A 26,511-nucleotide genomic window follows, 5' to 3' on the forward strand; every position below is an offset into this window, starting at 1 on the left:
GGCTCAGCCGCCGCGCAAACTGTTCGCGATGGTCCGCAGGAGGCCGAGATCGGCGGTGTCGCCGGTCTCGGCCGGGGCGCGGACCAGCAGGCGGCCGTCGTCGACGAGATCACCGATGAGGACCTTGGTGAGCGCGAGCGGAACGTGCAGTTGCGCCGACACCTCCGCCACCGATTGCGCGACCCGGCACAGTCGGACGATATCGACGTACTCCGGTTCCGTCCGCCGCGAGGCCAGCCCGGGCGAGGCGTCGACCACCATGGTGTCGAGGGTGAGGTCGCTACGCGAGGCGCGACCCCGGCCCCGGGTCACCGCGTAGAGGCGTACGACGGGACCGGCGTCCTCCTCGTCCCAGTCGTCGTCGTGCGGGCCGTTCACGGCTGCGGCGCGCCGTTCGGGTGCGGGCGCGAGTCGACGGCCAGATGGCTGCCGACCCGCTGGACGGTTCGGTTCATCTCGAACGCGACCATGCCCATATTCGCGGATTCGGTGGCCAGCAGCGCCAGACACGCGTTGGCGCCGGCGGCGGTGATGAACAGGACCGCACGGTCGAGTTCGACCACGGTCTGGCAGACGCCGCCGGCCTTGAAATGGCTGCCGGCGCTGCGGGCCAGACTGTGGAAGGCCGACGCCATCGCCGCGAATCGCTCGGCTTCGGTCTGATCCAGTCCCGCCGAGCGGCCCATCAGCAGTCCGTCGGTGGACAGCAGGACCGCGGATTCGGCGTCCGGCAATCCGCTCGCCAGTTCTTCCAGCAGCCAGCTCAGGTCAGTGCGCGGAGGAGTTGTCATCGTCGCCTTCCTGTCGGGGCCGATCGGCCGCGGTCGGATCAGGACGCGGGTGGCGTCCGGACCGGGTGCCGCCCTCGATGGCGGCCATCAGATTGCGAGCCTGTTCCGGTGTGCGCGTCCGCGGGGTCTCCTCGGTGACCGGCGTTTCCGCGCCCTCCGGTTCGGCGAGCTGTCGGCGTCGGCGCGGGAGCGCGGGACGGGTGCCGTCACCGGGTGCGGTGGCGACCGGCGGCGCGGCGGTGGCCTGCGGCTGCGGGGGAGCGCTGTCACCGGTCGCGGTGCCGGGGGAGGAGGCAGTGGTCGTCGCGGCGTAGGCGGGCTCGGCGGGCGGTTCGGTGGCGCCCACGGTCTCGATGAGCGCGGCCGGGATCACCACCACGGCCTTGATCCCGCCGTAGACCGAATCCGCCAGCCGCACCGAGACACCGTGGCGGGCCGCCAGGGTGGCCACCACGAACAGGCCGAGACGGGTCTCCCCGGTGAGCGCGGCCACCCCGAAATCCGGTGGTTCGGCCAGCAGGCCGTTGCGCTCGGTGATCTCCGCCGCCGACATACCCAGACCGCGGTCGGCGACCTCGACCGCGACGCCGCGGCCGACGACGGCGGCCGACACCTCGACGCGGGATTCCGGCGGCGAGAAGGTCGTCGCGTTCTCCATCAGCTCCGCGAGCAGGTGGATGAGGTCGGCGGTGGCCGGGCCGGTGATCTTCAGATCGGGAATCCGGCCGGTGTGGATGCGGGTGTAGTCCTGGCTCTCCGCCGCGGCACCCCGGACCAGGTCCCACAGCGGAACCGGTTTACGCCGGCGGCGGCCCGGCTGTTCACCGCCGAGCACGATGAGGTTCTCGGCGTGCCGGCGGGCGCGGGTGGCCAGATGGTCGAGTTCGAAGAGGAGCTCGAGCTGGTCGGCGTTCTCCTCTTGGCGTTCGGCCTTGTCCAGCAGGGCGAGCTGGCGGTGTACGGCCAGCTGGTTGCGGTGGGCGATATTGAGGAAGACCGTGCGGAACCCCGCACGGGTCTTGGACTCGGCCACCGCGGCGGACACCGCCGCGACCTGTGCGCGGTTGAACGCGTCGGCCACTTCGCCGAGCTCGTCGGTGCCGAAGTCCAGGTGGGCCACCTCCGCGGCGGTATCGATCTCGGCCCCGTCGTCGAGGCGCCGCATGAGATCGGGCAGACGAACATCGGCCAGTTCCAGAGTATCGTCGCGCAGGCGGCGCATCCGCGCGATGAACCGGTTCGCGCCGATGAGCGCGGCCAGCAGCGCCACCGCCGTCACGATCAGCACCGCGATACCGCCGATCAGGGAGATCCCGGCGGTATCGGTGCCCTCGGACCGGGCGATGGCATGGGCATCGCGACTCTGGCTCTCCCACAGGCTCAACAGAGCCGCGCTCACCCGCACCGAGGCATCCTGCCACGCGGGCACCGTCATCGGTAGCGGAGCGGGCTCGGTTTCCGTGGACTGTTCGGAGTCGTAGCCGGACTCGGAGATCTCCGCCGTGGCGTCCGCGGCGGGTACAGGACCGCGCAGGATGAGTGCGTCCTGCATGGCGGTCACCTGCTGCCAGTCCGGTGAATCCGTGATGGCCCGCAGCTGGTCGAGCCGCGAGCCGGTCAGCACCGTGGCGGAATAGGCGACCTGCGAGCGGACTTCGCCGGTGTAGCGGGTGAACTCGAGCAACTCCTCGGTGGTGAGTTCGCCGCGGGTGAGGGCGACGGCACCGAGGGTGTCGGCCTGCGAGAGGGCCTCGGCGGCACGCAGCGGCTCGACACCGTAGCCGAGGGCGATACCGAGTTTGGCGTCGGGCGCCACCCGGGCCGCGACCATCGACGCCTTGGGGATCGTGCCGATCACGGTGCTGAAGAATTCGAACGCCTCGGCGTGCGGCATCGCGCGCGAGTCGATCGCGGTGCGCACACCGGGTACCCGGTTGTAGAGCGGGCGGAAGGTCTCGAGTTCGGCGGCCGATCCGTCCGGGTTGAGGCGCTGGGCCGCCTCGCCCTTGGCGATCACCGCGGCGAGGGCGGTATCGGAGCGCTTCCGCGCGTCGACCAGGGTGCCGGCCGCACTCGGATCGCCGGCCAGATACAGCAGGGACAGCCGGCGCTCCTCTTCGAAGGTCTGCACCATCGAGATCACCGGGGTGGTGGTGCCACTGATCAGATTGGCCCAGATCGTCGCGGTGACACTGGATTTGACCAGATATCCGGCCGCGCCGACCCCGACGACGACCAGGGTGACGCTGGTGATCAGCACGATCGACAGGAGGCGGGCGCGAATGCCCAGCCGGCCGCGAGTCGCGTCTGCGCCGGAACGGAACGCCCGCACCAGTACTTCGGGCAGATGCCGCCGAACAGCCACGATAGATCAACCCGTTCCGGGCGTGCGCCAGTGCGACACCGCGGTGACCGGCGCGTCACCCAATGTTCTCGGCATTGCCTTTCTCCGGCAATGCATCAGCTCTCGTCCAGACCATAGCGAAAGCCGGGCGCCTACCGGAGACCGGTCTCACCGAGCGGGGCTCGGGGTATCGGTGTGAGCGCGGCTACAGAAGCCGCCGAAATGTTGCAGGGAGATCATTCGAAACCTGGGTTGCGAGGTAGGGGCGGTGGCGCTCGTGGTAGCCGGTCTCAACCACCCCGCAGGCTGTTCGCGATGGTCCGCAGCAGACCGAGATCCGCCGCGCTGTCGGTGGTCTCGGCGGGAGCCCGCACGGCCAGCCGGCCGTCATCGATCAGGTCGCCGACGAGCACTTTGGTCATGGCCAGCGGAATCCGCAACTGCGCCGAGACCTCCGCCACCGATTGCGGTACCCGGCAGAACCGGACGATCTCGACGTATTCGGGATCGGTCCGCCGCGGCGCGAAGCCGGCTCCGACGTCGACCACCATGGTGTCGAGGGTGAGTTCGCCGCGCGCGGTGCGACCCCGGCCGCCGGTCATCGCATAGAGCCGTGCGACCGGACCGGCTTCCTCTTCCTCCCAGGGTTCGCGCGGCCCGTTCACGGCTGTCTCGCCCCGTTCGGCCGCGGGCGTGAGTCGACGGCCAGATGGCTGCCGACCCGCTGGACGGTTCGGTTCATCTCGAACGCGACCATGCCCATATTCGCGGATTCGGTGGCCAGCAGCGCGAGGCAGGCGTTCCCGCCGGCGGCGGTGATGAACAGGACCGCACGATCGAGTTCGACCACGGTCTGGCACACACCGCCGGCCCTGAAATGGCTGCCGGCGCTGCGGGCCAGACTGTGGAAGGCCGACGCCATCGCGGCGAACCGTTCGGCCTCGGTGCGCTCCAGACCCGTCGAATGGCCCATCAGCAGTCCGTCGGTGGACAGCAGGACCGCCGATTCGGCGTCCGGCAACCCGCCCACCAGCTCTTCCAGCAGCCAGCTCAGGTCAGTGCGCGGGGGAGTGGTCATCGTTGCCTTCTTCTGGAGGGTGAGCGGTGGTGGGCGAATCGGTATCGGGGCGGCGGCCGGACCGGGAGCCGCTCTCGATGGCGGCCATCAGGTTCCGGGCCTGCTCGGGAGTGCGGGTGCGCGGCATATCGACGACCGGGATGACCCCCGTATCGGCTTCGGCGGACTGCCGCTGCCGGCGCGGCAGGCTCGGGCGAGCACCCTCGTCCGGGCGGGGCTGCGAGATCACGGTCATGGATTGCGGATCGGCGGGCCGGTGCGGTGCGGGGGCGGCGGCCTGTGTGGCAGACCCGTTGGCGGAGGTACCGGGGGTGGCGGCCGCCGTGGGCTCGAGAGCCGGACGGCCGGGCCGGGCCGGGCCGCCGGATTCGGTGAGTGCGGTCGGGATCAGCGCGATCGCCTTGATGCCGCCGTACACGGAATCCGTCAAACGCACCGTGACACCGTGGCGGGCCGCCAGGGTGGCCACCACGAAGAGGCCGAGACGGGTATCGCCGGTGAGTGCCGCCACGCCGAAATCCGGTGGTGCGGCCAGCAGGGCGTTGCGCTCGGCGATCTCCGCCGCGGTCATCCCCAGCCCCTGATCGGCGACCTCGACCGCGACCCCGCGGCCGACGACGGAGGCCGATACCTCGACCTGGGATTCCGGCGGCGAGAACGCCGTGGCATTGTCCATCAGCTCCGCGAGCAGATGGATCAGGTCGGCCACGGCTTTACCGGCGATCAGCACATCGGGTACCCGTCCGGTGTGGATCCGGGTGTAGTCGAGGCTCTCCGCGACCGCGCCGCGGATGAGTTCCCACAGCGGGACCGGGTTGCGCCAGCGGCGACCCGACTGCTCACCGCCGAGCACGATGAGATTCTCGGCGTGCCGGCGGGCGCGAGTGGCCAGATGGTCCAGCTGGAACAGCAGTTCGAGCTGGTCGGCGTTCTCCTCCTGGCGTTCGGCCTTGTCCAGCAGGGCGAGCTGGCGGTGTACGGCCAGTTGGTTGCGGTGGGCGATATTGAGGAACACGGTATGGAAGCCGGCCCGGGTCTTGGATTCGGCCACCGCGGCGGACACCGCCGCGACCTGTGCGCGGTTGAACGCGTCGGCCACTTCGCCGAGTTCGTCGGTACCGAAGTCCAGGCGCGCGACCTCGGCGGCCGAATCGATGTTCTCGCCGCGGTCGAGCCGGTCCATGATGTCGGGCAGCCGCTGGTCGGCGAGTTCGAGGGTGTCGTCGCGCAGGCGGCGCATCCGCGCGATGAACCGGTTGGCCAGCACGAGCGCGGCCAGGAACGCCAGCGCCGTGATACCCAGGACCGCGGCGCCGCCGGCCAGCGAGCGGTTGGCGGTATCGGCGCCCTGGGCGCGACCGGTGGCGTGGGCGTCGGCGCTCTGTCCCTCCCAGAGTTTCAGCAGGGCGGCCACGACCTCGCCGGACACCCGCTGCCAGTCCGCGACGGTCAACGGCAGGACCGGCGTATCGGATTCGGTGGACTCTTCGGTGGTGCTGTAGCCGGAACCGGTACGGGTACCGGTGCGCCCGGTCGTGGAGTCATCGGTCTCCGAGTCGCCGGCCGAGACCGTCCCGCGCAGCATGACGGCGTCCTGCACGGCGATCAGCTGCTGCCAGGCCGGTGAGGCGGTGAGGGCCTGCAACTGGGCCAGCCGGTCGCCTTTGAGCACCGTGGCGGAATAGGCGACCTCGCCGCGGAATTCACCGACGTGCCGGTTGAATTCCACCAGCTGCGCGTCGGTGAGCTCACCGAGAGTCACCGCGACGGCGCCGAGAGTGTCGGCCTTCGACAATGCCTCGGCCGCCCGCAGGGGTTCGACACCGTAGTTGAGTGCGATACCGACACCGGCGTCGGGCGCGACCCGGGCCGCCAGCACCGACGCCCCGATGATGGTATCGATCACCGAGCTGAAGAACCCGAACGCCTCTTCCCGCGGGATCGCACGCGCGTCGATGGCCGCGCGCAGGTTCGGTACGGCTTCGAAAAGTTTGCGGTAACCCTCGATCTGGCCGGCCGAGCCGTCGGGATCGAGCCGCTGGGCGGCGTCGCCCTTGGCGGTGACCTCCGCCAGCGCGATATCGGAGCGTTTCCGTGCGTCCGCGAGCGCGGTCGCGGCCGCGGGATCGCCCGCCAGATACAGCAGCGACTGCCGCCGTTCCTCTTCGAGACCCTGCACCATCAGAATGGCGGGGGTGGTGGTGCTACTGGCCAGGTCGGCCCATTCCTGCGCCTGCCGACCGGATTTCACCAGATAGCCCGCGGCGGCGATGGCGACCGTGAGCAGCGTGATGCTGGTGATGAGCACTATGGCGAGCAGACGGGTCCGAATACCGACGCGGCCGCGCGTTCGACTCGGTGGTGTGGAACGGGAAGTCGATGCGAACTCGGGGAGAGGCAGCCGCTTGGACACAGTAGATCAACTCGTTCCCGGGGATGCGCGCGAACAGCATCATCGCCGCCGGCTCACCGCCCAACTATCCCGGCACTGCGGTCTCCCGGCAATGCGTCGTACTCCGGTACCAGACATTAGCGAAAGCAATACGTTTCAGTCTCGAAAACTACTACTCTCACCAGGCATTCTTTTCGGGTATCGAAGCCGGGACGTTACGGTTTATTCGGGAATCGCTCGTGATCGGTTGCCACTGCCCGTCGTGGCCGCGCGGTTCGCGCCCGCGACCCGGAAACACAGCACCCGTTCGCCGTATCCGGCGAGCGGCTGGGCCTCGGCGGCCTGCCGGATACCACTGGCCGGGAGCTCGGTGAGTTTGGCGAACATGGTGGCATTACCGAACGCGGAACGGATCTGGGTCTCCGAGGCGTAGTCCGCGCCGTAGTCGGCGAGTTTGCCGAAATCCAACGGTGCCAGCGGCGTGTCCAGGGCGACCGGTTCGGCGGGCCGGCCGAGCGCCGCGTACTGGGTGGCCGACCCCTGCTCGTACCAGCACAACTCGTAGGCCAGGTGCTCGGTGCTCGTCACACTCATCACCGGCCACTGCTGCGACAGGGACAGCGCCAGCGGGTTCTTCGCCACCGGCGTCAGCTCCCATTTGAGGCTCTTCACCGCGACCCAGCTGCCCGACATGCGCTCGATGAGGACGATGTCCTCACCGAGTTCGGTGGTGGCGTTCAGCTGTGGATCCCGGGTGCCCCAGTGCGCCTTGTCCACGCCGTAGGCGGTATTGATATCCACCGGTTCGGCGCCGGCCGCGGTGAACGCGGCAACGATCGCGTCGCGCACCTGTTCCAGCGCATCCGGTGCCGAGCACAGCACGCTCAACGCCCCGAACGAGGAGCCGATCTCCACCGGTTTGGCCGGCTGGTCCGGCATCGCCCCGGCCACCAGCGGTTTCAGCCCGACCAGCGCGAGCTGCCAGTTGATCTCCTCGATCGTGGCCAGATCCCCGGCGCTTTGATACAGGATCTGCTGCTGGGTCAGGTAACCGGCGCGTTCGAGGGTCCGGCATTCCAGCTTCCGCAGAGCGGCCTGCGTTTTCGCGGTGAAACCGATCTCCTCGATCTTCAGGTTCCGCAGCTGCGACGCCATGGCCGCGGTGGTGAGCGCGGTATAGCGTTCGCGATACATGGCCACCGCCTGCTTACGCTGCCGGCCCACCATCAGGGTGCGCAGCAGAGTGTTCAGGGTGGCAAGGTATTTCCGGGACTGTTCCGGATCGGCCTCGAACAGGGTGGCGCGGATGCGGACCGCCTCGTCGGTGGCCACCACGGCCGCGCCCGGGTCCAGCCGGCACAGCCACACACCGCATTTCGACAGGCCGTCCGCGCAGACACCCGCGACGTTCGGATAGTCGTGCGCCACCCGGGTGTAGGCGTTGCAGGCGTCGCGAATGGTGGCGGTCGCCAGTTCACGATGACCGATGGCACGGGCGGCCTGTTCCAGCAACCGCAGCGTGTCCTGGACCTGGTTGGCGAACACCGCGGACACATGACCGGAGGTGAACCAGCGCAGCCGGATCATCACCGCTTCCTGCGCGGGCTCCAGCGCGCCGGCCACCCGGTTGCGCACCGAACCGTCGGTCTGGGTGGCCAGATAGGCCGAGGCGAGCTCACACAGGGTGGTGGCCAGCTGAAGTTCTGCCTCCGGTGTTCGGTCCCGCGCCGTGAGCCGGTCCGCGGCCACCCGGCCCTCGATGGCGATCAGGTCCATCGCGATCTCAATTCCCGCATCACCTTCCGCGCACGGTCGTCGAGCGGCCGTAGTCCGAGCAGTCCTGGAAAGTCTGCCACAGGTGCCGCGGAGATAGCAGGGCTACCGGGCGGTTGCCCTCACCAGGGCCGGAGATGTGCCCGGCGGTGCGGGCCGCCGGTCAATCCGCGGGGACGGTGCTCGCGCCGATTCCCAGGTAGAACAGCGTGATCGAGAAGAGGAACCAGCCCGCTCCCTGCCAGATGGGCCAGGGCCCGCCCCGTCGCCAGACCCGGATGGTCTCCACGAAGGCGCCGATACCGCCCGCGAGCAGCACCAGACCGGGCCCGAAGAGCACAGCGGTCTGGGCGGCGGTGTCGCAGAGCAGTGCGTCGGTGCCACGGCACCGCCCGGTCGCCGCCCAGACGGCGGTGGCCGCGCAGACCAGTGCCGCGACCCCGAGCACGACGAGCGCGTAGCGCACGGCCCGCCGGAAGTTTCCCTCGTCGGACCAGCGTTTCTCCGCATCGTTGGTCATCGCTCAGTCCTCCTGCCCGCCGTGTTTCCCGGTGGCAGCAAGACAAACATCCCCGGTCGGCGCTGTGCATCCGACCGTCCAGCGGCCGGTGGGAAGAACCGGGGGCACGAGGACCCCGGTCGGCGCCGCCGATTACACAGCTCAGAGGTATTGGGCGCGAAGTTTGCCCTTGACCAGCTTCCCCGTCGGCGTACGCGGCAGTTCGGCGGCGAAGTCGATACCGCGCGGCACCTTGTAGTGGGCGATCCGCTCGCGCAGGTAATCGCGCAGTTCCGCGGCGAGTTCCGGACCGGGGGTGGCGCCCGGCGCCGGTTGGACCACGGCCTTCACCGATTCGCCCATCTCCTCGTCGGGGATTCCGATCACCGCGACGTCGAGCACCGAGGGATGCAGGGCGAGTGCGTCCTCGATTTCCTGCGGGTAGATGTTCACCCCGCCGGAGATGATCATGAACGCTTTGCGGTCGGTGAGGAACAGGAAGCCCTCGGCGTCGACGTAGCCGATATCGCCGGTGGTGGTCCAGGTCGGATGGTCCGGGTGGATCGCCGCCTCGGTTTTCGCCGGGTCGTTGTGATAGGCGAAGGGGAGTTCGTCGCGTTCGAAATAGATCGTGCCGATCTCGCCGGCCGGCAGTTCCGCGCCGTCGTCTCCGCAGACCCGGATCGAGCCCATACCGGCCGGCCCGACCGAACCCGGTTTGCGCAGCCACTGCTCGCTGTCGATGAAGGTGGCGCCGTTGGCCTCGGTCGAGGCGTAGTACTCGTAGAGCACCGGACCCCACCATTCGATCATCGCGCGCTTCACGTCGACGGCGCAGGGCGCGGCGGCGTGCACGGCGACCTGCAGGCTGGAGACGTCGTAGCGGGAGCGGACGGCCTCGTCGAGTTTCAGCATCCGGACGAACATGGTGGGAACCCACTGGCTGTGTGTGACGTGGTAGCGCTCGATCGCGGCCAGGGCCTGCTCGGCATCGAACCGCTCCATCACGACCAGAGTGCCGCCGAGGGCCTGGACGACACCGCCGAACCGCAGTGGTGCGGCGTGGTAGAGCGGGGCGGGCGACAGGTACACCGATTCGGTGTCGAAACCGTAGAGCGGGCCGAAGACGGCGGTGTAGGGGTCACCGGGCGGATCACCGACCTGCTGGTCCGAGAGCGGCTGTTTGATGCCCTTGGGCCGCCCGGTGGTGCCGGAGGAGTAGAGCATATCGGCGCCGCGCGGCTGGTCGGGCAGCGGTTGCGGGGGCTGGGCGGCCAGTGCGTCCTCGTAGGACTCGTAGCCCTCGACCGGGCCGCCGAAGGCCAGCCGGATCTCCACTCCGGGTGTCTGCTCGACGATCGCCTCGGCCGCTTCGCGCAGACCGGCGGACGCGATCAGCGCCTTCGCGCCGCAGTCGTCGACGATATAGCTGATCTCGGCCGGCGACAGATGCCGGTTCACGGCGGTGATGTAAAGCCCCGATCGCAGAGCTGCCCAGTAGGCTTCGTAGACCTTCGGGTCGTTACCGGAGAGCAACGCGACATGATCGCCGCGGCGCAATCCGGCGGCGTGCAGATGCCGGGCGAGCCGGACGGAGTTGTCCTCCAACTCCCGATAGGTCAGCGTCTCGCCGGTCTCGGCGACGATAACGGCTGGTTTATCCGGGTAATTATCGACATGCGCGCCGGGATACATACTGCTCCTCTACGGAACGAAGCGATCGCCGGGACGACCGCCGAGCCGAGCCGGGGCCCGTGACATGTGCGCGTCACCGGCCCCCGCCGGGCAATCGCCCGGCGACCGCGACGATAGCGGAAAGTGAACCGCGATTCGTCGGTTTTCCGGAACTGGCGAGCCCGGCCGGTATTCGGGGCCGGTGCCGTCTCAGGGCCATGTCGCGGTCACCGGCGTGTACCGTCCGCCCGCTGTCGTTCGCCGTCATCGGGCGGCCTCCTCGTCCACGCCGCCACCGGGCCACGCTATGGAACCGGCCCGGCGAGCCCGCGGGCAGCTCGGCCTGATCTCGCGCAGAGGCCGTCTCACAGCGGCGGTGGGACCCGAGGCGGATACAGCCACGTCAATGCCGTGAGGCTCTTGCCGAGATACTTGTGCAGTCCGTGCTCGAGCCCATAGGCCATATCCTCCAGCACGCTGCACCTGGCATAGAAGGCGGCACGTGCCCGGATCGCCCGCACGTCGTGGGCATCGGGCCGGTAATTGTCCAACGCCGTGTCCAGGGCGGCCGGGCCGAGGTCGCGGTAGACGAGGCCGAAATCGTAGGCCGGGTCGACGATCGCGGCGTCGCTCCAATCGATGACGCCGGTAACCGTTCCCGAAACCGGTTCCACGAGAACATGTTCCATCCCGAGATCATTGTGGGAGAACACCAGGCCATAGCGATCCGCCGGGGGCGTTGTTCCGAGAAACGCCTCCACCGCCGCGCGGTGCCCGTGGGGAACTGCGTCGGCGACTGTCTCGTAGGTCTCCGTGGCCTCCGCGAGCCACAATTCCTTCGGCTCATCGTCGGTGCCCACCAGGTCGGCCATCCGGTCGACAGGAGCGGCGTGCAGCGCGGCGAGGAATCGACCGAGCTCCGCGGCGATCGGTCGTACCCGGGCCGATCGCTGCGTCGCGGGCAGATCGATCAGCGGTCGGCCGGGGAGTTCGAAGTACGCCAGGCAACCCTGCTCGGGAACCCGGAAACACGGTTCGGGAACCGGCAGCGGCGAGATCTTCGCGACGGCGCCGAGGAGAGCGGCTTCATCGGTCACCCGCGCGGCTCGGCTCTCGGGATCGGGTTCCTTGGTGAAACGCACGATCAACTCGCCGTTGACCTCGTAGGCGAGGTTGTCCTCCCCCTCCCCGAGCAGCGCCACCGTGCCGATTCGGTAGTCGGGTAGTTGCCCGGCCACGATGTCGCGGACGGCTACGGCACGGTCGTCGTCCCGAAATCCCATGCCACGACTCTAGAACCCCGGCGTCCGGGTCAGAAGCCGTCGTCGACCCGCGGTTCGTCTGTGCGCCGGAGACCGGTCCGGATCTCGTGTACCGACGCACCGCGAGGAAAACGGTGAGTACCGTGAGCATTCACGGGCCCGGCCGGATCGTTGCCCACCGCAGTGATTTCGGGACTCCCACCCGGTATGAGCTCGACCTCGAAATCGCCCGGCGCGGTGCCGCATCGGGCGATCAGCCGGTAGGCCTCGCTCAGGATGGCCGACTCCTCGTCCACGATCTTGCGGATGCCGAACGCAGGTGCGGAGATGAGCCACCGGTCCCCGTATCTGCTCACCTTCACCTCGAATCGCATGCTCACCCCTTGGTCGTAAGGCCCGGCCGCACAACTGCTTCCCGGCACGGTTATCGGGCGCGACGGTTGACTCGACGTTAAGGAGTGCAGGCCGATCATGGCGAGCAGTGAGCACAAGTTTGCACAACTACGCTGCACTCTTTTTCTGGTCTCAGCGGAGAAGTGCATCATGTACGAAGTGCGGGAAAACTCGTGCTAACCATCGAACAGGGGTTGAAGTATGCGTCTGCGGTTTCTCGGTAAGGGGGGCTCGGATCTCGGTGGATGCCCCAGTCTGTACACGACCGATCAGGGAAGCTATCTGGTGCAGGGATGGGAGACGGACAGACCGGCGACCGTCGAGATCCCGCATCTACTGCTCGGTTACGCCGAACCCGATACCTTCATCGGCGCGCCCATGCAGGATACCGGCCGGGGAACGTTCACTCTCGCCGGCCGGCCGGTCGCCGAGCGTGAGATCTTGGAGCAGCTCGATCTGGCACCCGACGAGGTCGCGATCGAAGTCCCGAAGACCACAAGGACGTTCTACGGTGCGCTATCTTCCGCATGAGCCGCCGGACTGGGCCGCGCTCTTCCGCGAATGCGTCTCCGAGGCATTCCATCTCGAAGTCCGCGACGTCTACGCTGTCCCGGCCGAAACCTGCCGGCTCGGTCGCTTCCTGGACGGCCGGCCCGCGCTACCGGACGATCCGAAGAATCGGTGGAACACGCTGATCCGGGAGACCACCGGCCGGGGGGTCACGGTACGACGGGTCCGCGTGGTGTCGGTGCCGCACAGCGACTATCACCGTTGGTTGCTCTCGGTGACCGGCACCAATACCGACGCGGGCGAGGATATCCGGTACGTCCCGCGGCATCTGGCCGGCGACGTGCCCTCGGACGACTGGTGGCTGATCGATGACGATCGTGTCGTCTACAACCTGGTCGACGAGCACGGCAAACCCTCCGGTCTCGCGGTGACGACCGACCGGGGGATCATCCAGTACGCCCGGTGTGTGAAGCACCGGCTCTGGGACATGGCAACGCCCTACACGGAATATGTCGACAGATGAACGAAGTGCACGACGCGCGAGAAGCTCTCGGGGCACGGCTGCGGGAGCTGCGGCGCCAGGCCGGCCTCACCAACCGCAGACTCGCGCAACTCTGCGGCTGGCACGAATCCAAGGTGAGCAAGATCGAGTTCGCCCGGATCAGACCCTCCGACGACGATATCCGCGCGTACTGCCGCCACTGCGGCGCCGAGGACCAGCTACCGGATCTGCTGGCCACCTCGAACACCATCGAGGTCGCCTACCTCGAATGGCGCAAGATCCTCGGCACCGGCCTCGGCCGCCGGCAACAGAAATCGTTGAAACTGGAGGCGGCGGCCGCCCATATCCGCGATTTCCAACCGCAGATCGTGCCCGGGCTGCTCCAGACAGCGGAATACGCGGCCGCCAAACTGCGTCGCGGTATCGAATTCCACCGCATTCCCGACGATGTCGAGAACGCCGTGTCGAAGCGCATGGAACGGCAACGCATCCTGTACCAGCGCGACCATCTGTTCCACTTCCTGATCGCCGAGCAGGCCCTCTACACCACGGTCGGTGACGATGCGGTGATGATCGGCCAGCTCGACCGGCTGTCCTCCCTGATCGGCATGCCCCGCGTGACCATCGGAATCGTTCCGTTCACCGCCGAAGCGCTGGTCGTCTCGACGAATTTCGCCATGTTCGACAACCGGCTGGTCATGGTCGAGGGGACCGCCGCCGAACTCACCATCACCCAGCCGCGCGAGATCGACGTGTACGGGCGGGCGTTCGACATCCTGGCCCGGCAGTCGGAGACGGGAGAGGGGGCGCGGGCGTTGATCCAGGCAGCTGTGCGGCGGCGGACGGTGCCCAGCGGGAGCAGCTGACGGGACGTGGACCCGCCACGGCCGTTTCCCGTCATTGTGGCGAGGTTCGTGCGGCCGTCAAGGGATGGGAGGTGTATCCCGCCACCGAGGGACGTACGGCGCAGTCGGCGCCGCTGCGCGACGACCCGGCGCCGTAACGCGGTCGGGATGTCGCCCGTCCATACCGTGAACACCGGACAGCCGGCCGTCCGTGACCGCCCGCGGCCGGGCGCCCGGGTTCAGCCGTGCGGTGCGTGCCGGCGGAGGAAGTCGTCGACCAGGGCGTTCACCGCGTCCGGTACTTCGAGGGCCACCAGATGGGCGGCATCCTCCAGGAACGACAGCTCGGCACCGGGGATGGCGCGCGCCATCTCTTCGACCTCGGCGGGCGGGAAGGTCGAATCCTGCCGGCCGCCGACCACCAGTGTGGGCGTGCGGATGGAGGCGGCGAGGTCGCGCTGGTCCGGACGGCGGACGACCACGCTGCGCACCGCGTGCGCCGCCGACCCGATATCGTTGGCGCGCACCGTGCGCCGCACCTGCTCGACCACCTCCGGCCGGCTCCGCATGGTCTCCGGACCCAGGAACGCGGCGAGCGCGGCGTGCACGAGCGGCCCCCGGAATCCACCCAGCACGCGCGCGAGCGCGAGTAGCGCGCCGTATTCGAGGCGCTGCCGCGGCCCGGCCGGCGAGGCGGTGCCGTTCATCAGCACGGCGGTCAGCACGCGCTCGGGATAGAGCGCGGCGAAGGTGGTGCCGATCATGGCGCCCCAGGAATTACCCACGATGTGCGCGCGGCCGAGCTCGAGCGTATCGAGGACCTGGAGTAGGGCTTGGGCGCATTCCCCAAAGGTGAACGGCCGGTCCAGCGGGGTGCTCGCGCCGTGGCCCGGCGGGTCGACGGCGACGGTGGTGAACCGCGGGGAGAAATAGGCGACCTGGCCGTCCCAGAGCGCGTGGTCCATCAGCAGGCTGGGCCACAGCAGCATCGCCGGCCCGGTCCCGGTGATCCGGACGCGGAGCGTGCCCAGTCCGGTGGGGATGTCCCGGTCCGCCCCACTCACTTCGACTTTCCCGTCCCGACGGGCAGCTGGTACGGCATCCGTTCGCCGACCACCCGGAGGTGCTGTTCGCTCGGGAGACAGCAGCGGCCGCTCTCGACATCGTGCACCAGATCGCGGTAGATCAGCTGCAACTCCGCGAGGCGGGTCCATTCGAAGTGCATGAGCTCACCGGCCGGGTCGTCGTGGCGCAGCAGATGGAACGCGCGAGCGGCGCCGGCGGCGATCACATCGATGAGTTCACCGAGGGTGCGTTCGTAGACGCGAACCCCCGCGGTCGGCGCGGGCAGATGCCGCGAACTCCAGGCGTCGATCTCGGCGACCAGCGTCCGCCGGCGCGATTGCAGCCGGATGCCGGCGAGCCCCGCTTCGAGCCGATAGGACTCCGACAGTGCCGACGCGAGGCTGCACACCGGCCCCTCGGCGCGCCGGCCGCCGACCGCGTACAGCAACTCGGTAGCCGTGGGCAGGCACGATGCGCCCGAGGCGGGCTGTGGCCGCACGATCACCCTCTCCTCGGGGTGGTGCGCGGCGGGCGCCGCACGGCGGTCCGGGAACCTTCTGCGCAGCCGTGGACCGACGAGCATCCAATTCCGGGCGCGCGATACAGCTGAACGTGCATTGGTGAGTCGTACTTTCGCGATGATTCGGTGTGGAATGAACCGGTGGGGGTTCGAGGGAGATTCAGCGGCCGGCCTGTTGGGCTTTCACCGGCATCGTGTCTCTCCACCGCACAACATCTCGAACTCCGATCGGTGCCGCAGTCCCCAGCGGCATCGCACGAACGAGGAAGCGCGGCACGTGCCCGATCGGACCTGGCACTGCCATCGTAAGGCGGCCCGGCGGCGTCGCCTATGGGCCGGCGCCATGAAACATCGGCGCGCTCTCGTGCGGCGCGCACAAACGGGATCGGGCCCCGGTCCGGTCGGGCCGGACTCGGCCCGCGCGGCCGAAAAAATAGCGTATAACTATTCGTTTCATCTTCTGCCGTTCACGGGAAAGGGGGTAGGCAGTACGAGCCGAGGTCGGCGCCGCAGCGCCGCCGGACCCAGTGCGCCAACCGGCCGGGGATCTCCAGGTGTGCCGCGTGGCCGGCGCCGGAGAAGACCCGCCACTCGATACCGAAGGTCGTGCCCAGATCGCGGACCGATCGGTGCCGGGCCGGCGACGAATACTGGCCCACGGTCAGCGTGATCCGGTCCGCCGAGCGGCCCACCGGCCCGGGTTCGAACGCGCGGAACATCGCGAGTTCTCCGGCGACGGTGTCCGGTGCGGCCGTCGTGAGTTCCGGTGTCCAGCACGGACCGTAGAGAGCCCCGCCGAATCCGGCCACCCCCTGCCGCCGGAACGCCCGGGCCACCTCGTCGAGCAAGCCCGGCGCCAGCGACCCGGCCGCCGGTTCGTGCAGCAGCGCCCCGGCGAATTCGACACCGCGGGCGACCAACTCCAGGCCCAGGGTCGCGCCGCCGCTGACCCCCACCACGAGCGCCCCCGCGCACAGCGGCGCGAGGGCGGCGATCTCGGTGTCCATATCGCCCGACTGCGGGCGGTCGGGGGCGTGGACCTCGACGGCCGGGCCGAGGGCGGCGATCGTGTCCGCCCACACCCGGCTGTCGGTGGCCACACCGTGGATCAGGACGACTCTCATGCGGTGACGGACTGCTTTCCGAGGGCGGCCAGCAACTGGTCGGAGGTGGCGACCGCGCCGAAGATGCCGCCCTGCATGGTGACCATGCTCAAGGCCGCCTCATGATGTGTGCGTTCGGTGGCCCCGGTGCAGTCGGAGAGGATCAGGCATTCGTAGCCGCGGTCGTTGGCCTCGCGCATGGTGGTGTGCACGCAGACATCGGTGGTGATGCCGGTGAGAATGATGTGGGTGATCCCCGCACCACGCAGCAGCAGGTCGAGATCGGTGGCGTAGAAGGCGCCCTTGCCGGGCTTGTCGACGACCGGTTCCCCGGGGATCGGCGCGACCTCGGGCACGATCTCCCAGCCCGGTTCACCGCGCACCAGGATCCGCCCGCACGGGCCCACACTGCCGATCTCGGCGCCGACCTGCGCGGACCGCCAGCGTTTGTTGGCGGGGAGGTCGGAGAGGTCGGGGCGGTGGCCTTCGCGGGTGTGGATCACCGTGAGACCGAGATCGCGGGCGGCGGTGAGGACCCGGGCGGTGGGTTCCAGGCCGGCCCGGGTGAGGGACAGGTCGTAGCCCATCTGATCGACGTAGCCGCCGGGACCGCAGAAATCGGTTTGCCAATCGATGAGCAGCAGCGCGGTGCGGGCCGGGTCGATCCGGCCGTCGAACGGCCAGGTGTAGGGGGCGGCGTCCACAGTGGTCGTGGTCATGCGGTGAGCTCCTTGTCGCGTCGCGCGGTGACGGCCGCGCCGAGAGTGAGAATCAATGCGGCGGCGGCGAAACCGATGACGGCGTCCGACAGCCACGGGGCGAATCGATGGGTGAGCAAGGCGGCGACCGCGCCGCCGGTCCAGGCGGTGAACGCCGGCCGGTGCCAGCGGGCGCGGCGGTCGCGCGGGCCGAGACCGAACCGGGGCAGGACCAGCTGATCGAGGATGACCACGGCGCCGATCGGCGGCACGATCACACCCAGCAGGTTGAGCCACTGTTCGAAATACGACCAGATACCCGCGACCGCCAGCACCACGCCGACCGCGCCGAGGACGAGGGTCAGCCGCCGCATCCGGCCGCCGGAGAGCTGGCTCCAGCCGACCGCGCCGTTGTAGAGGCAGTGCGCGCAGACCGAACCCAGGTTGATGAACACGAACGCCACGGCCAGCGGGACCAGCAGCCCACCGTGGTCGACGAGGAGCCCGAGAAAGTTCCCGCCGTCGGCGGCGGGGTCGGCGCTGCCGCCCAGGGCGACCACGAGTCCGCCGATCACCAGGGCGATCGAATTACCCACCGGGAAGGCCGAGGCCGCGGCGAGGAAGGCTTCGCGGCCGTTGCGGGACCAGCGGGTGAAATCGGCGGTCATGGTGCCGGAGTCGATGAAGGAGGCGATGACCAGGGTGACCGCCGCCCCGAAACTCATCGCCGCCGCGCCGGCCTGCCCCTGATAGGAGGTGGGCGAGGAGCCGCCGTCGGCGACCGCGAGTCCGATCGCGACCAGCCCCAGCACGATGTACACCGGCGCCGCGATCATGCCGATCACCGACAGCGCCCGGATACCGAGCAGGGTCACCGCGATGAAGCCGAGCCCGGCAGCGAGGGCGGTCAATTGCTCGGGCCAGCCCAGGGTGTCGTGCAGGATCGCGCCGGCCATACCGGTCTGGAACGCGAACCAGCCGATCACCACGGTCGCCAGGAAGGCGGAGGGAATGAAGGCCCCCGCCTTGCCGAACGTTGCGGCGGCCGAGAGCGCGAAGTTCTTACCGGTGCGCCCGGCGAGCACGCTCAGCGCGCCGACATAGAGCATCATGCAGATATTGCCCACCGCGATGGCGAGCAGTCCGAGCCGGAAGCCCAGCGAATAGACGATCAGTCCCCCGAAGATGGCGCAGGTCAGCACCATCGGGAAACCGAACCAGACCGCCGAGACCGAGCCCAGGCCGCGCCGCCGGTCGGTGGGCACCGGCACGTTCTCGAACTCCTCGATCTCCCAGTTCTTCTCGGGTTCGGCCAGCGTCGTGGTGGTCATGGCGCATCGGTCCCTTCGGGGGTGGGGAGTTCGTAGATCACGGTGACGCTGCCGCCGCCCGGCGGCCCCTGGTGCTCGGCGCCACCCGAGACGTACACCGCACCGTCGCCCTTGAGGGCCGACAGCAGGCCGCCGACGGCGCCGCGGGCATGCCGGGTGGCGTTGATATCGGAGTCGGTGAGCATGGTGTGGCGCAGCCCGCGGACCGAACCGCTCGGATCGGCTTCGGCCTTGGCGAAGATCTGCCGCACCGTGCCGCCGGCCGCCGCCACCTGCGCGAGCAGCCGCTGGACCGAGGCCAGGTCGATCGCGTCGGCCATCTGCCCGTGCAGCGCGCGCAAGGGGTTGGCGGCAGTGGGGCTCTCGGCGACCACCAGCACATGGCAGTCGTCCAGTTCGGCGCCCGCGCTGGCGGAGGCCCGGGCCGACCAGACATCGGCTTCGCCGGCCAGGGCACGCAGCGCGGTCGCCCGGTCGCATTCACCCAGCGCGACCGCGATACCCAGTGAACTCGCCGCCCGCGACCAGCCCATCGACGCGTAGGTGTCGGTGGCGACCGGAGTCCGGCCCGCGGCGTGCAGCGCGGTGATCTTGTCGGAGGTGAGCAGCGGGCATTTCACCAGTACGAGATGGACATCGGCGGGGGTGACACCGAGTTCGGCGAGCAGTTTGCCCACCGTGTCGGTGACCGTATCGACCTGCTCGGCCCGGCCGATCTCCCCGGAATCCAGCACCCGGCTGCGGCGGGCCGCCGCGACCAGGCCGCGATCGAACCCGGCGTGGCGGCGCTCATCGCGGACGAACATGTTCACGTGCGGGCTGAGCACCCCTTCGGTGCCGCCGGAGAACACGGTGACCGCGGCCTCCGGGATCCGTGGCTCCCAGACGGCGGTGGCCAGGGTGCGGCTGAAATCGTTGACGCAGCCGTTGCCCTCGGTCTTGCCGATCACCGAGACGAGATCGTCGGTGCGGAAGCCGCTGCCGGTCAGTACTTCGAAGGGCCGGGTGTCGCCGGGATTCGTGGTGGGCACGGTCAGCAGGGCGATGCCGGTCATGCGGCGGTCTCCTTCGGGGTGCGGGCGGGGGTGAGGTGGTTGAAGACGAGGTTGAGGACGAACGCCACGATGACCGTGCTGGTGATCGCGCCACCGGCGATGATGCGGACCGAGGACGGGAGCCCCTCGTAAACCTCCGGCGCGACCACCGGGATCATGCCGATGCCCATGGCCAGCGAGACCACCAGCAGGTTGTCGTTGCGCGAATAGTCGACCCGCGCCAGCGTGGCGATGCCGACCCCGGCGACGGTCGCGAACATGACCAGGCTCACCGACCCGATCACCGCGCCCGGCAGATTGGCGACGACTTCGCCCATCTTGGGCACCGATCCGAGCGCCACCAGCAGACCGCCCGCGACGGCGACCGCCCGGCGGCTCGACACCCCGGTCATCCGCACCAGGCTCACGTTCTGCGCGAAGATCGTGTCCGGGAACGAGGTCAGGAAGCCGCCCAGCACCGCCGAAGCGCCGTCGGCGCCCAGGGCGCGGGCGAGCCGGTCCGGTTCCAGCGGGCGGCCGAGATGGTCGGCGGTGGCCATGAGGTAGGCCGTGGACTCGGTGAAGATCACCAGCATCACCAGGCACATCGAGATGATCCCGGCGATCGGGAAGGTGGGGGTCCCGAACAGGAATGGGTCGGGCAGTCCGAACCAGGCGGCCGTGCCGACGGCGCTGAAATCGGTGAGCGAGAGCGCGGCGGCGGCGAGCGTGCCCAGCACCAGCGCGATCAGAACCGCGGACTGCGCGACGAGGCCCCGGCCGTAACGCATCAGCACGACGATCATCACGACCACCCCGAGCGCCAGCGCCAGTGGCGCGCCACCCGCCGGTTCGTCACCGAAGGTCATGGATACGGCCTTGCCGATCAGCGACAGCCCGATCATGGTGACCGCCGCGCCCCGCACCATCGGCGGGAAGAAGCGGACCAGTTTGGAGAACGGGATCGCGACCAGCATGCCGAAGATCCCCGCCGCGATCATGGCGCCGTACACGGCGGACAGCCCGTATTCCTCGCCGATCAGGATCATCGGCGTCACCGCGGTGAACGAGGCCCCCGCCACCACCGGCATCCGGGCCCCGAGCAGCTTCCCGATACCGAGGGCCTGCACGAGGGTGATGACACCGGCGACCAGTAGATCGGCGTTCACCAGGGTGGCGATGGTGGAGGTGTCCAGCCCCAGGGCCGCGCCGAAGACCAGCGGGACCGCGACGCAGCCGGTGTACATGACCAGCACATGCTGGATGCCGAAAAGTGATGTGCGCCAAAACGATAGGCGAGCGGGTGGAGCCAGCGGCGGCGACTGAGTTGGGGCAGCGTCTGTGGACATGGGACCTGGCCTCGGGCAGAAGAAACAAGCAACACAGAATTTGTATACAAATACTGTTTCGCTGATGTTGCTCGACGTTCCGGGGTTGTGAATTATGCAAGATCGCGCAAGGGGATCCTGATTCTTGTATACAAACCTTCTCGTTGGTACCGATCGGTCCGGCCGTCGGCCCGCTCGCGATCCGCGGGCTCAGCCCGGGGCCGCCTCGGCGTCCATATCGGCGAGCAGCTCCTCGTCCCGCGCGATGTGCTCGTCCATCAGGTACCCCGCCTGCACCGGCGACCCGTTGAGAATCGCCTGCGCGATGGCCGCGTGGTCACTCCACGAGATATGTGTGCGGCTCTCCAGCCGCTGCCCGAAAATCCAGGAAACCCGCTCCAGGATCTGCTCCAGCATGGCCCGCAACTGCTGATTACCCGACGCCTCGGCGACCAGGGTGTGGAACCGCAGGATCAGCGGCGGTAACTCCTCGTGGGCATGGCTGAGATCGGCCGACCGGCCCAGCTCCACCACCTGCGCCAGTTCCGCGGCCACCGGTCCACCCTTCGCGCGCGCGGCCAGCTGCGCGGCCAGCACCTCGAGCCCCCGCCGGATCTGCACCAGCTCCCGCGCCGCCGACCCCGACGGCGCCGATACGGTCGCCCCGCGATACCGCACCAGCGTTACGAAGCCTTCGCTCTGCAACTGCGACAGCGCCTCGCGGACGGGGACCCGGGAGACCCCGAAGCGTTCGGCCAGGTCCACTTCGCGCAGCCGGTCGCCGGGGGAGAGCCGGCCGGCGAGGATGTCCTCGCGGACGGCATCCGCGACGGCGGTGCCGGGGGCGGTCCGGGAAGTGGGCTGGGAGGTGGTCACGGTGGTGAGGGTAATCGTGGGGTTCTGTTTCATCGCGGCGCCGGTTCTTCTCCAGCGGCTGCCTTCCTGCCGCTGAAAAGTGGTTTCGACATGTGATCGAATTGCCCGCGATAGCTTTCAGCAGGGAGGAAAGAGCGCAATTGTTCGAATTCGACAAAATTTTCAGGCGTCTTCCGATTGTGGGCGCGGTCGTTTCCGGTGTCGCCATGGTGGCGGTGTCGGCGGCAGCCGGTGCGGGCGTCGCGCAGGCGGAACCACCGGGATGGGCGAATTGCTCATCGGTCGCGATCGGTAGTCGTGTCGACGTGGAATGCGTGAACACCGATGTGGGCCCGGCGACCGCCGGTATGGCGGGGCTGTGTACCAACCTGCGCATTCTGTACCGCGGGGAGGAACGGATGCGTCCCGAATCGACCGTTCGATGGAGCGAGGAGTGCGGTCCCGGCGCTCACCCGGTTCTATGGAAAGCCTGGGCCGAAACCGACTACCACAAGTCGTTGGACGACGACTGACGCGCACGCTCTGCCGTCCATCGAGAGGCGGGGCTGCGCCGGCCGTCGAGTGCACCCTGGGGCCACAAGGGCGCCCCATCCGACGCAATGTGCAGGGTTCGCTGGACACGGTTGCCCGCGCACACAGGGATGGTCGCTGATTCGCGGCACCTACCGGCTGCGGGCCGGCGCCGTACGGGGGGTGGGGTAGGTGCCGTCGCCCAGATCGGGGTTCGGGAGTCTGCCTTCGGGGTCGACGAGAACCACTTCCCGGCCGTCGAGTCGGAACCGGCGAAGTCCCTCCAGGAGCATCCGGCGGCCGACATCGGTGATCCGGTCCACCCGGCTCAGATCGAGGACGAGGGTGCCGGTGGCGGTGGTGTCGTTCTGGAAGGCGGCGAGTACGGATTCGGCGCCGATGAACTGAACGGCGCCCTGTAGGGCGAACCATGTTTCGCCGTCCCGGACCGTGGTGGATCGCAGCGCAGTGGATCCGTGGGGCTCGGACTCCATCAGATGCATGCCCATATCATCGGAGAGCCGATGGAAGGCCTTGATTCCGCGCACGCTGTTGCCGTGACGGTCGAGGCGGGGCGAGACGACCCCGATCCCGCATTGACCGGGTAGTGCGCCCAGCAGGCCGCCGGCCACCCCGCTCTTGGCCGGGATCCCGACGCGGGTGAACCATTCACCGGCGGAGTCGTACATACCGGCAGCGGCCATCACCGCCAGGGTTTCGCGCGCGATCGCCGACGTGACAACCTGTTCACCCGTCTGCGGATGCACGCCTCCGTTGACCAGCGCCGCACCCATCGTCGCGAGATCCCGCACGGTCACCTTGATCGAGCATTGCCGGGTGTAGCCTTCGACGACCTCATGCGGGTCGTCGTCGATGATCCCGTAGTTGCGCAGCATATGCGCGATCGAGAGGTTGCGGTCCGCGGTCGCCAGTTCGGAGGCGCAGACGCGTTCGTCCAGTTCGAGGGTGCGGTTGGCCAGCGTCGAGAAAAAACTCCGGGCCCGCTCGAACCGTTCCGCGACGGTCGCGTGCGGGCCGGCTAGAAGTTGATGGGTGGCGATCGCACCGGCATTGATCATCGGATTCTTGGGCCGGCGCGATTCGGCCTCCAGCGACAACTCGTTGAATGCCTCGCCCGACGGTTCGACGCCGACCGCCGCACGGACCGTGGCGAAGCCGCGATCGGCCAGCGCCGCCGCGTAGGCGAACGGTTTCGAGATGGACTGGATGGAGAATTCGACGTCGGCATCGCCCGCGGTATAGACACGTCCGTCGACCGTGCACACCGCCATACCGAGCACCTCCGGGTCCGCGGCGGCGAGTTCGGGTATATAGCCGGCGACCTCCCCGCCGGTGTCGTCGCGGACAGTGTCGAGCACTTCCTGCAGATAGTCGGCAATCGGCGAGTGCACGGTGTCCACCTTTCCGGAAAGTACGGTCACGGCGACCGGTCGATACAGATCGGGACGACACCGCTGTCGGCCATTCGAGAAGTACGGCTTCGTGGCGGTCATCTCGCTCCTGCGGGAGAACGGCCACGGGACGACAACGCGGCCCAGCTTACCGACGAGGCAGTGAGTACCTTACGGGCGCGTCGGCGCATATCCGGCACTGCTCGGGCGACGAACGCCGGCAGCAAGCCGGCCGTTCGTCGGGGCGGTGGGCTGGGAGATGGTCACCCGGTGAAGGCGAGCAGTATGGCTGCGATCCCGAAAGGGATATCCAGCACCATGCAGAACTCCGTCAAGGACCGAGGGACCACATCGTTGCGGCGCCAATGGCGGTAATCCCACAGCGCGTGAGTTGCCAGTGCGATACCGGCCAGGGCCGAGCCCAGGCGCGGTGACACCAGAACGGCGACCACTGCTATCCCACCGAATCCGACCATGGCGAGGCTCTGGGCGGTGAGGACCGGCGCCGGAACCCTGCGGAAGACACCGATCCCGAGTAGTAGAGCCGCGAAACCTGCGAGTCCCAACCACCATTCGATTCCGGCGATCTCGCTGAGGACGATGATTATCGAGCCGCCCAGAATCGCCGCCCAAGCGGTCCACGGCCTACCGAATGCTGCAGCGACCAAGTAACAGCTGGCGGCAACGGCGACCGTGATGGCCACCGCCTCGGCGTCGACGCCGGTCACGATCTGGAATATCGCAGCTGCCAGTCCCAGCGCGATGGGCCAGTAGCTCAACACCGAGCGGTGGGCAGGAGCAGGCTCTGTCCGGATGCTTGTGCCACTCACGGCACGCTCCTTCTCGTGAGGGCTGTGTCGGGCTGGAGTACTAGGAACGGAAATTGAAGTCCATACCGATATGCGTGTAGTAGACAAGGACCGCTGTGGCAAGCCAGCCTGCGCCGGAAACGAACAAGGCGATTCCACTGACTGCCATTGCCGGGCGATTACGGGTATAGAAGACAAAGGGAACCAGCAGGCACGCTACCGCTGGTAGTGCGTACAACAGGCAGAGGGCCACGCTGAGAAAATTTTTCATCGGGCCTGTGCCGAAAAGCGGCTCCTGCTGCGGAGCTGTCGCGAATACATCGTATTGGAAAGCAGCGACGGTACAGGCTGCCAGCACCAGGCCCATGGCGAATACTATCCACACGACCGGCCGCAGAAGGGCGAGTAGGTAGGAGTCGAATTCCTTGTTGCCGTTCCCATTTCGGCGCAGTTCCAGGAGATTCGGTCCGTTACGCCGGAGAAGGACCGCGCCGGCTATCAGTAGCACCCCGAACAGCAGGAGCGGCTCTCCGAACATGAAGTTCTTGAACCGCTCCGGTGACTGCAGCGGCCAGGTGAGGGTCATATGACCGCCGAGTACGGTCAGGATTCCGCCGAGGGCGGCGAACGAGAACGCCCAGCCATCGAAGGTCGGCAGACTCTCTTGTTTGTACAGGTGATATCCGAGAGTGCAGAGCAGAATCATGCCGAGACCGGCTGCAACACCCATGAGGGTCGTGTAAGTGATCACCATCGCTCCTGAGTCGACCAGCGCTCGAACAGCTGCTCGGAGTTGGCTAATCGTAGTTTGGGCCTCTTGCACTGTCAATTGCTTCTCGGTAGCTCGACAAAATGAAAATGAGAGGGTTCGTGTGGAAAGACCCTGATCAGGATGTGTGGTCCCCGCGCACGCGGGGATGAGCCCCTGTCCCGGTACTTGGTTGTATCACCGAATTCCGACATCAGTTATCGGTGAAGTCCGAAGTCGGTTGTGGAGGCCGAGGACTCGGCTGGGACGGCGAAAAGTGACGTCACCACAGAGGGTGCTCCGTCGAGCCGATCGTAACTGCGCGGCAGACCTGGGCTGTGGGGCAGCCGGCGCCCGCCTGTCAGTCCGAGACAATGGGGGTTGTCTGTGCCAGACCGATCTTCCACCCGGTAGAGGTCCGTACGGTCACGTAGGTCAGGGCGCCGATGGTCGGCGGGATCTGCCCAGCATCCGGACGCTCGTCGTACACCCTCTTGATGCAACTGACGAGGGCTGCGTCGGCAGTGAGTGGTCGGATGTCGACTACCTCGACGCTGGTGCGGATAGCTCCGAGCCCGCTGCCCAGGGCCGCGCTCATCGCCGTCTCGAAGGTGTCGCGCCCGAGGAGTCGGCGGCCGTAGAAGTTGACGATCGCTGTGGTGTCGGTGTGCAGGCCGGGGAGTACAGCGGCGTCGGCCTGGGAACGGTCAGCGAGAGCTACCAGATCACGAATGGCACGCTCGTCGTCGATCGAAAGGGGCGGCGTGCCCTCGGTCGCGGTGGGCTTTGCGCTGTTACTCGAACTCATGCCACGCAGTATTCAACCTCGAGCTCCCTCGAGGTCAACCCACCAGAACCGCGACGCCGAAATTCGCCGATGCGAACATCTCCCGATCCACCCCGACGCCGACATTCACCGACAGATGACGTCACAGATACCCGATAGAACCAGGTACTCGAAGACCAGTCCGGCCATGTGCTCCCCGCGCACGCGGGGATGAATATGTTTTGGTG

Annotated in this window: 27 protein-coding genes; 4 read left to right on the top strand and 23 right to left on the bottom strand. The window is 68.2% G+C overall.

The features are described from left to right. Positions 1-3: 3 nt before the first annotated feature. From AB0H42_RS14805 to AB0H42_RS14855, 11 genes are all read right to left on the bottom strand, one after another. Complete coding sequence (locus AB0H42_RS14805) at positions 4-378, bottom strand: DUF742 domain-containing protein (protein ID WP_357055305.1); 375 nt, start codon at positions 376-378, stop codon at positions 4-6. Beyond that, entirely contained in the window at positions 375-791 is a 417-nt protein-coding gene (locus AB0H42_RS14810) for a roadblock/LC7 domain-containing protein (protein WP_357055307.1), read from the bottom strand. The genes AB0H42_RS14805 and AB0H42_RS14810 overlap by 4 nt, the downstream gene beginning before the upstream one ends. Further along, positions 769-3,156 carry a nitrate- and nitrite sensing domain-containing protein gene (locus AB0H42_RS14815; protein ID WP_357055310.1) on the bottom strand — a complete coding sequence of 796 codons (2,388 nt, stop codon included), beginning with the start codon at positions 3,154-3,156 and terminating at the stop codon, positions 769-771. Before AB0H42_RS14815 ends, AB0H42_RS14810 begins: the two co-directional genes overlap by 23 nt. 269 nt (positions 3,157-3,425) lie before the next feature. Beyond that, the gene (locus AB0H42_RS14820; protein ID WP_357055313.1) at positions 3,426-3,800 is read right to left on the bottom strand and encodes a DUF742 domain-containing protein; all 375 of its coding nucleotides are present in this window, start codon (positions 3,798-3,800) and stop codon (positions 3,426-3,428) included. Beyond that, positions 3,797-4,213: a roadblock/LC7 domain-containing protein gene (locus AB0H42_RS14825; RefSeq protein WP_357055316.1), complete on the bottom strand. Its 417-nt coding sequence runs from the start codon at positions 4,211-4,213 to the stop codon at positions 3,797-3,799. The genes AB0H42_RS14820 and AB0H42_RS14825 overlap by 4 nt, the downstream gene beginning before the upstream one ends. Then, a complete protein-coding gene (locus AB0H42_RS14830) occupies positions 4,191-6,521 on the bottom strand; it encodes a nitrate- and nitrite sensing domain-containing protein (RefSeq protein WP_357055319.1) in 2,331 nt (776 codons plus the stop codon). The genes AB0H42_RS14825 and AB0H42_RS14830 overlap by 23 nt, the downstream gene beginning before the upstream one ends. A gap of 306 nt (positions 6,522-6,827) precedes the next feature. Further along, complete coding sequence (locus AB0H42_RS14835; RefSeq protein WP_357055322.1) at positions 6,828-8,381, bottom strand: hypothetical protein; 1,554 nt, start codon at positions 8,379-8,381, stop codon at positions 6,828-6,830. 160 nt (positions 8,382-8,541) lie between these two features. Next, entirely contained in the window at positions 8,542-8,898 is a 357-nt protein-coding gene (locus AB0H42_RS14840; protein ID WP_357055325.1) for a hypothetical protein, read from the bottom strand. Positions 8,899-9,039: 141 nt separating this feature from the next. Next, positions 9,040-10,572, bottom strand: a complete 1,533-nt coding sequence (locus AB0H42_RS14845) for an acyl-CoA synthetase (RefSeq protein WP_357055328.1) — start codon at positions 10,570-10,572, stop codon at positions 9,040-9,042. Between the two features lie 344 nt (positions 10,573-10,916). Further along, positions 10,917-11,834 carry a phosphotransferase gene (locus AB0H42_RS14850; RefSeq protein ID WP_357055331.1) on the bottom strand — a complete coding sequence of 306 codons (918 nt, stop codon included), beginning with the start codon at positions 11,832-11,834 and terminating at the stop codon, positions 10,917-10,919. 29 nt (positions 11,835-11,863) lie between these two features. Continuing rightward, the gene (locus tag AB0H42_RS14855; protein WP_357055334.1) at positions 11,864-12,193 is read right to left on the bottom strand and encodes a hypothetical protein; all 330 of its coding nucleotides are present in this window, start codon (positions 12,191-12,193) and stop codon (positions 11,864-11,866) included. A 214-nt stretch (positions 12,194-12,407) separates the two neighbouring features. Here AB0H42_RS14855 and AB0H42_RS14860 point away from each other — a divergent pair, with 214 nt between their 5' ends. The 3 genes from AB0H42_RS14860 to AB0H42_RS14870 are packed head-to-tail and all read left to right on the top strand — an operon-like array spanning position 12,408 to position 14,084. Then, positions 12,408-12,737 carry a hypothetical protein gene (locus AB0H42_RS14860; RefSeq protein ID WP_357055337.1) on the top strand — a complete coding sequence of 110 codons (330 nt, stop codon included), beginning with the start codon at positions 12,408-12,410 and terminating at the stop codon, positions 12,735-12,737. Continuing rightward, positions 12,718-13,239, top strand: a complete 522-nt coding sequence (locus AB0H42_RS14865; protein ID WP_357055340.1) for a DUF6879 family protein — start codon at positions 12,718-12,720, stop codon at positions 13,237-13,239. Before AB0H42_RS14860 ends, AB0H42_RS14865 begins: the two co-directional genes overlap by 20 nt. Next, positions 13,236-14,084 (top strand): helix-turn-helix transcriptional regulator, encoded by an 849-nt coding sequence (locus tag AB0H42_RS14870; RefSeq protein WP_357055344.1) that lies wholly within the window; start codon positions 13,236-13,238, stop codon positions 14,082-14,084. Before AB0H42_RS14865 ends, AB0H42_RS14870 begins: the two co-directional genes overlap by 4 nt. A 218-nt stretch (positions 14,085-14,302) precedes the next feature. Here AB0H42_RS14870 and AB0H42_RS14875 read toward each other — a convergent pair whose 3' ends face one another. From AB0H42_RS14875 to AB0H42_RS14910, 8 genes are all read right to left on the bottom strand, one after another. Continuing rightward, a complete protein-coding gene (locus AB0H42_RS14875) occupies positions 14,303-15,127 on the bottom strand; it encodes an alpha/beta fold hydrolase (protein WP_357055347.1) in 825 nt (274 codons plus the stop codon). Then, a complete protein-coding gene (locus tag AB0H42_RS14880; RefSeq protein WP_357055350.1) occupies positions 15,124-15,711 on the bottom strand; it encodes a hypothetical protein in 588 nt (195 codons plus the stop codon). The genes AB0H42_RS14875 and AB0H42_RS14880 overlap by 4 nt, the downstream gene beginning before the upstream one ends. A 404-nt stretch (positions 15,712-16,115) precedes the next feature. Further along, positions 16,116-16,772: an alpha/beta hydrolase gene (locus tag AB0H42_RS14885; RefSeq protein ID WP_357055352.1), complete on the bottom strand. Its 657-nt coding sequence runs from the start codon at positions 16,770-16,772 to the stop codon at positions 16,116-16,118. Further along, a complete protein-coding gene (locus AB0H42_RS14890) occupies positions 16,769-17,470 on the bottom strand; it encodes an isochorismatase family cysteine hydrolase (protein WP_357055355.1) in 702 nt (233 codons plus the stop codon). The genes AB0H42_RS14885 and AB0H42_RS14890 overlap by 4 nt, the downstream gene beginning before the upstream one ends. After that, on the bottom strand, positions 17,467-18,780 hold the full coding sequence (locus AB0H42_RS14895) for a cytosine permease (protein WP_357055358.1): 1,314 nt from the start codon (positions 18,778-18,780) through the stop codon (positions 17,467-17,469). The genes AB0H42_RS14890 and AB0H42_RS14895 overlap by 4 nt, the downstream gene beginning before the upstream one ends. Then, complete coding sequence (locus tag AB0H42_RS14900; RefSeq protein WP_357055362.1) at positions 18,777-19,835, bottom strand: ring-opening amidohydrolase; 1,059 nt, start codon at positions 19,833-19,835, stop codon at positions 18,777-18,779. The genes AB0H42_RS14895 and AB0H42_RS14900 overlap by 4 nt, the downstream gene beginning before the upstream one ends. After that, the gene (locus AB0H42_RS14905) at positions 19,832-21,163 is read right to left on the bottom strand and encodes a nucleobase:cation symporter-2 family protein (protein ID WP_357055365.1); all 1,332 of its coding nucleotides are present in this window, start codon (positions 21,161-21,163) and stop codon (positions 19,832-19,834) included. The genes AB0H42_RS14900 and AB0H42_RS14905 overlap by 4 nt, the downstream gene beginning before the upstream one ends. A 189-nt stretch (positions 21,164-21,352) precedes the next feature. Then, positions 21,353-22,018, bottom strand: coding sequence for a GntR family transcriptional regulator (locus AB0H42_RS14910; protein WP_357055368.1), 666 nt, complete (start codon positions 22,016-22,018; stop codon positions 21,353-21,355). Positions 22,019-22,197: 179 nt separating this feature from the next. Between AB0H42_RS14910 and AB0H42_RS14915 the strand changes: the two genes are divergently transcribed. After that, complete coding sequence (locus tag AB0H42_RS14915) at positions 22,198-22,530, top strand: hypothetical protein (protein WP_357055371.1); 333 nt, start codon at positions 22,198-22,200, stop codon at positions 22,528-22,530. Positions 22,531-22,680: 150 nt separating this feature from the next. Here AB0H42_RS14915 and AB0H42_RS14920 read toward each other — a convergent pair whose 3' ends face one another. From AB0H42_RS14920 to AB0H42_RS14935, 4 genes are all read right to left on the bottom strand, one after another. After that, positions 22,681-23,940, bottom strand: a complete 1,260-nt coding sequence (locus AB0H42_RS14920) for a glutaminase (RefSeq protein ID WP_357055374.1) — start codon at positions 23,938-23,940, stop codon at positions 22,681-22,683. 263 nt (positions 23,941-24,203) lie between these two features. Beyond that, on the bottom strand, positions 24,204-24,770 hold the full coding sequence (locus AB0H42_RS14925) for a hypothetical protein (protein WP_357055377.1): 567 nt from the start codon (positions 24,768-24,770) through the stop codon (positions 24,204-24,206). A 40-nt stretch (positions 24,771-24,810) separates the two neighbouring features. Further along, positions 24,811-25,500 carry a DUF981 family protein gene (locus AB0H42_RS14930; protein WP_357055380.1) on the bottom strand — a complete coding sequence of 230 codons (690 nt, stop codon included), beginning with the start codon at positions 25,498-25,500 and terminating at the stop codon, positions 24,811-24,813. A gap of 358 nt (positions 25,501-25,858) precedes the next feature. Beyond that, the gene (locus AB0H42_RS14935; RefSeq protein WP_357055383.1) at positions 25,859-26,305 is read right to left on the bottom strand and encodes an SgcJ/EcaC family oxidoreductase; all 447 of its coding nucleotides are present in this window, start codon (positions 26,303-26,305) and stop codon (positions 25,859-25,861) included. Positions 26,306-26,511: the final 206 nt, after the last annotated feature.

It is taken from the genome of Nocardia sp. NPDC050799 (assembly GCF_040654015.1).
Classification (GTDB): domain Bacteria; phylum Actinomycetota; class Actinomycetes; order Mycobacteriales; family Mycobacteriaceae; genus Nocardia.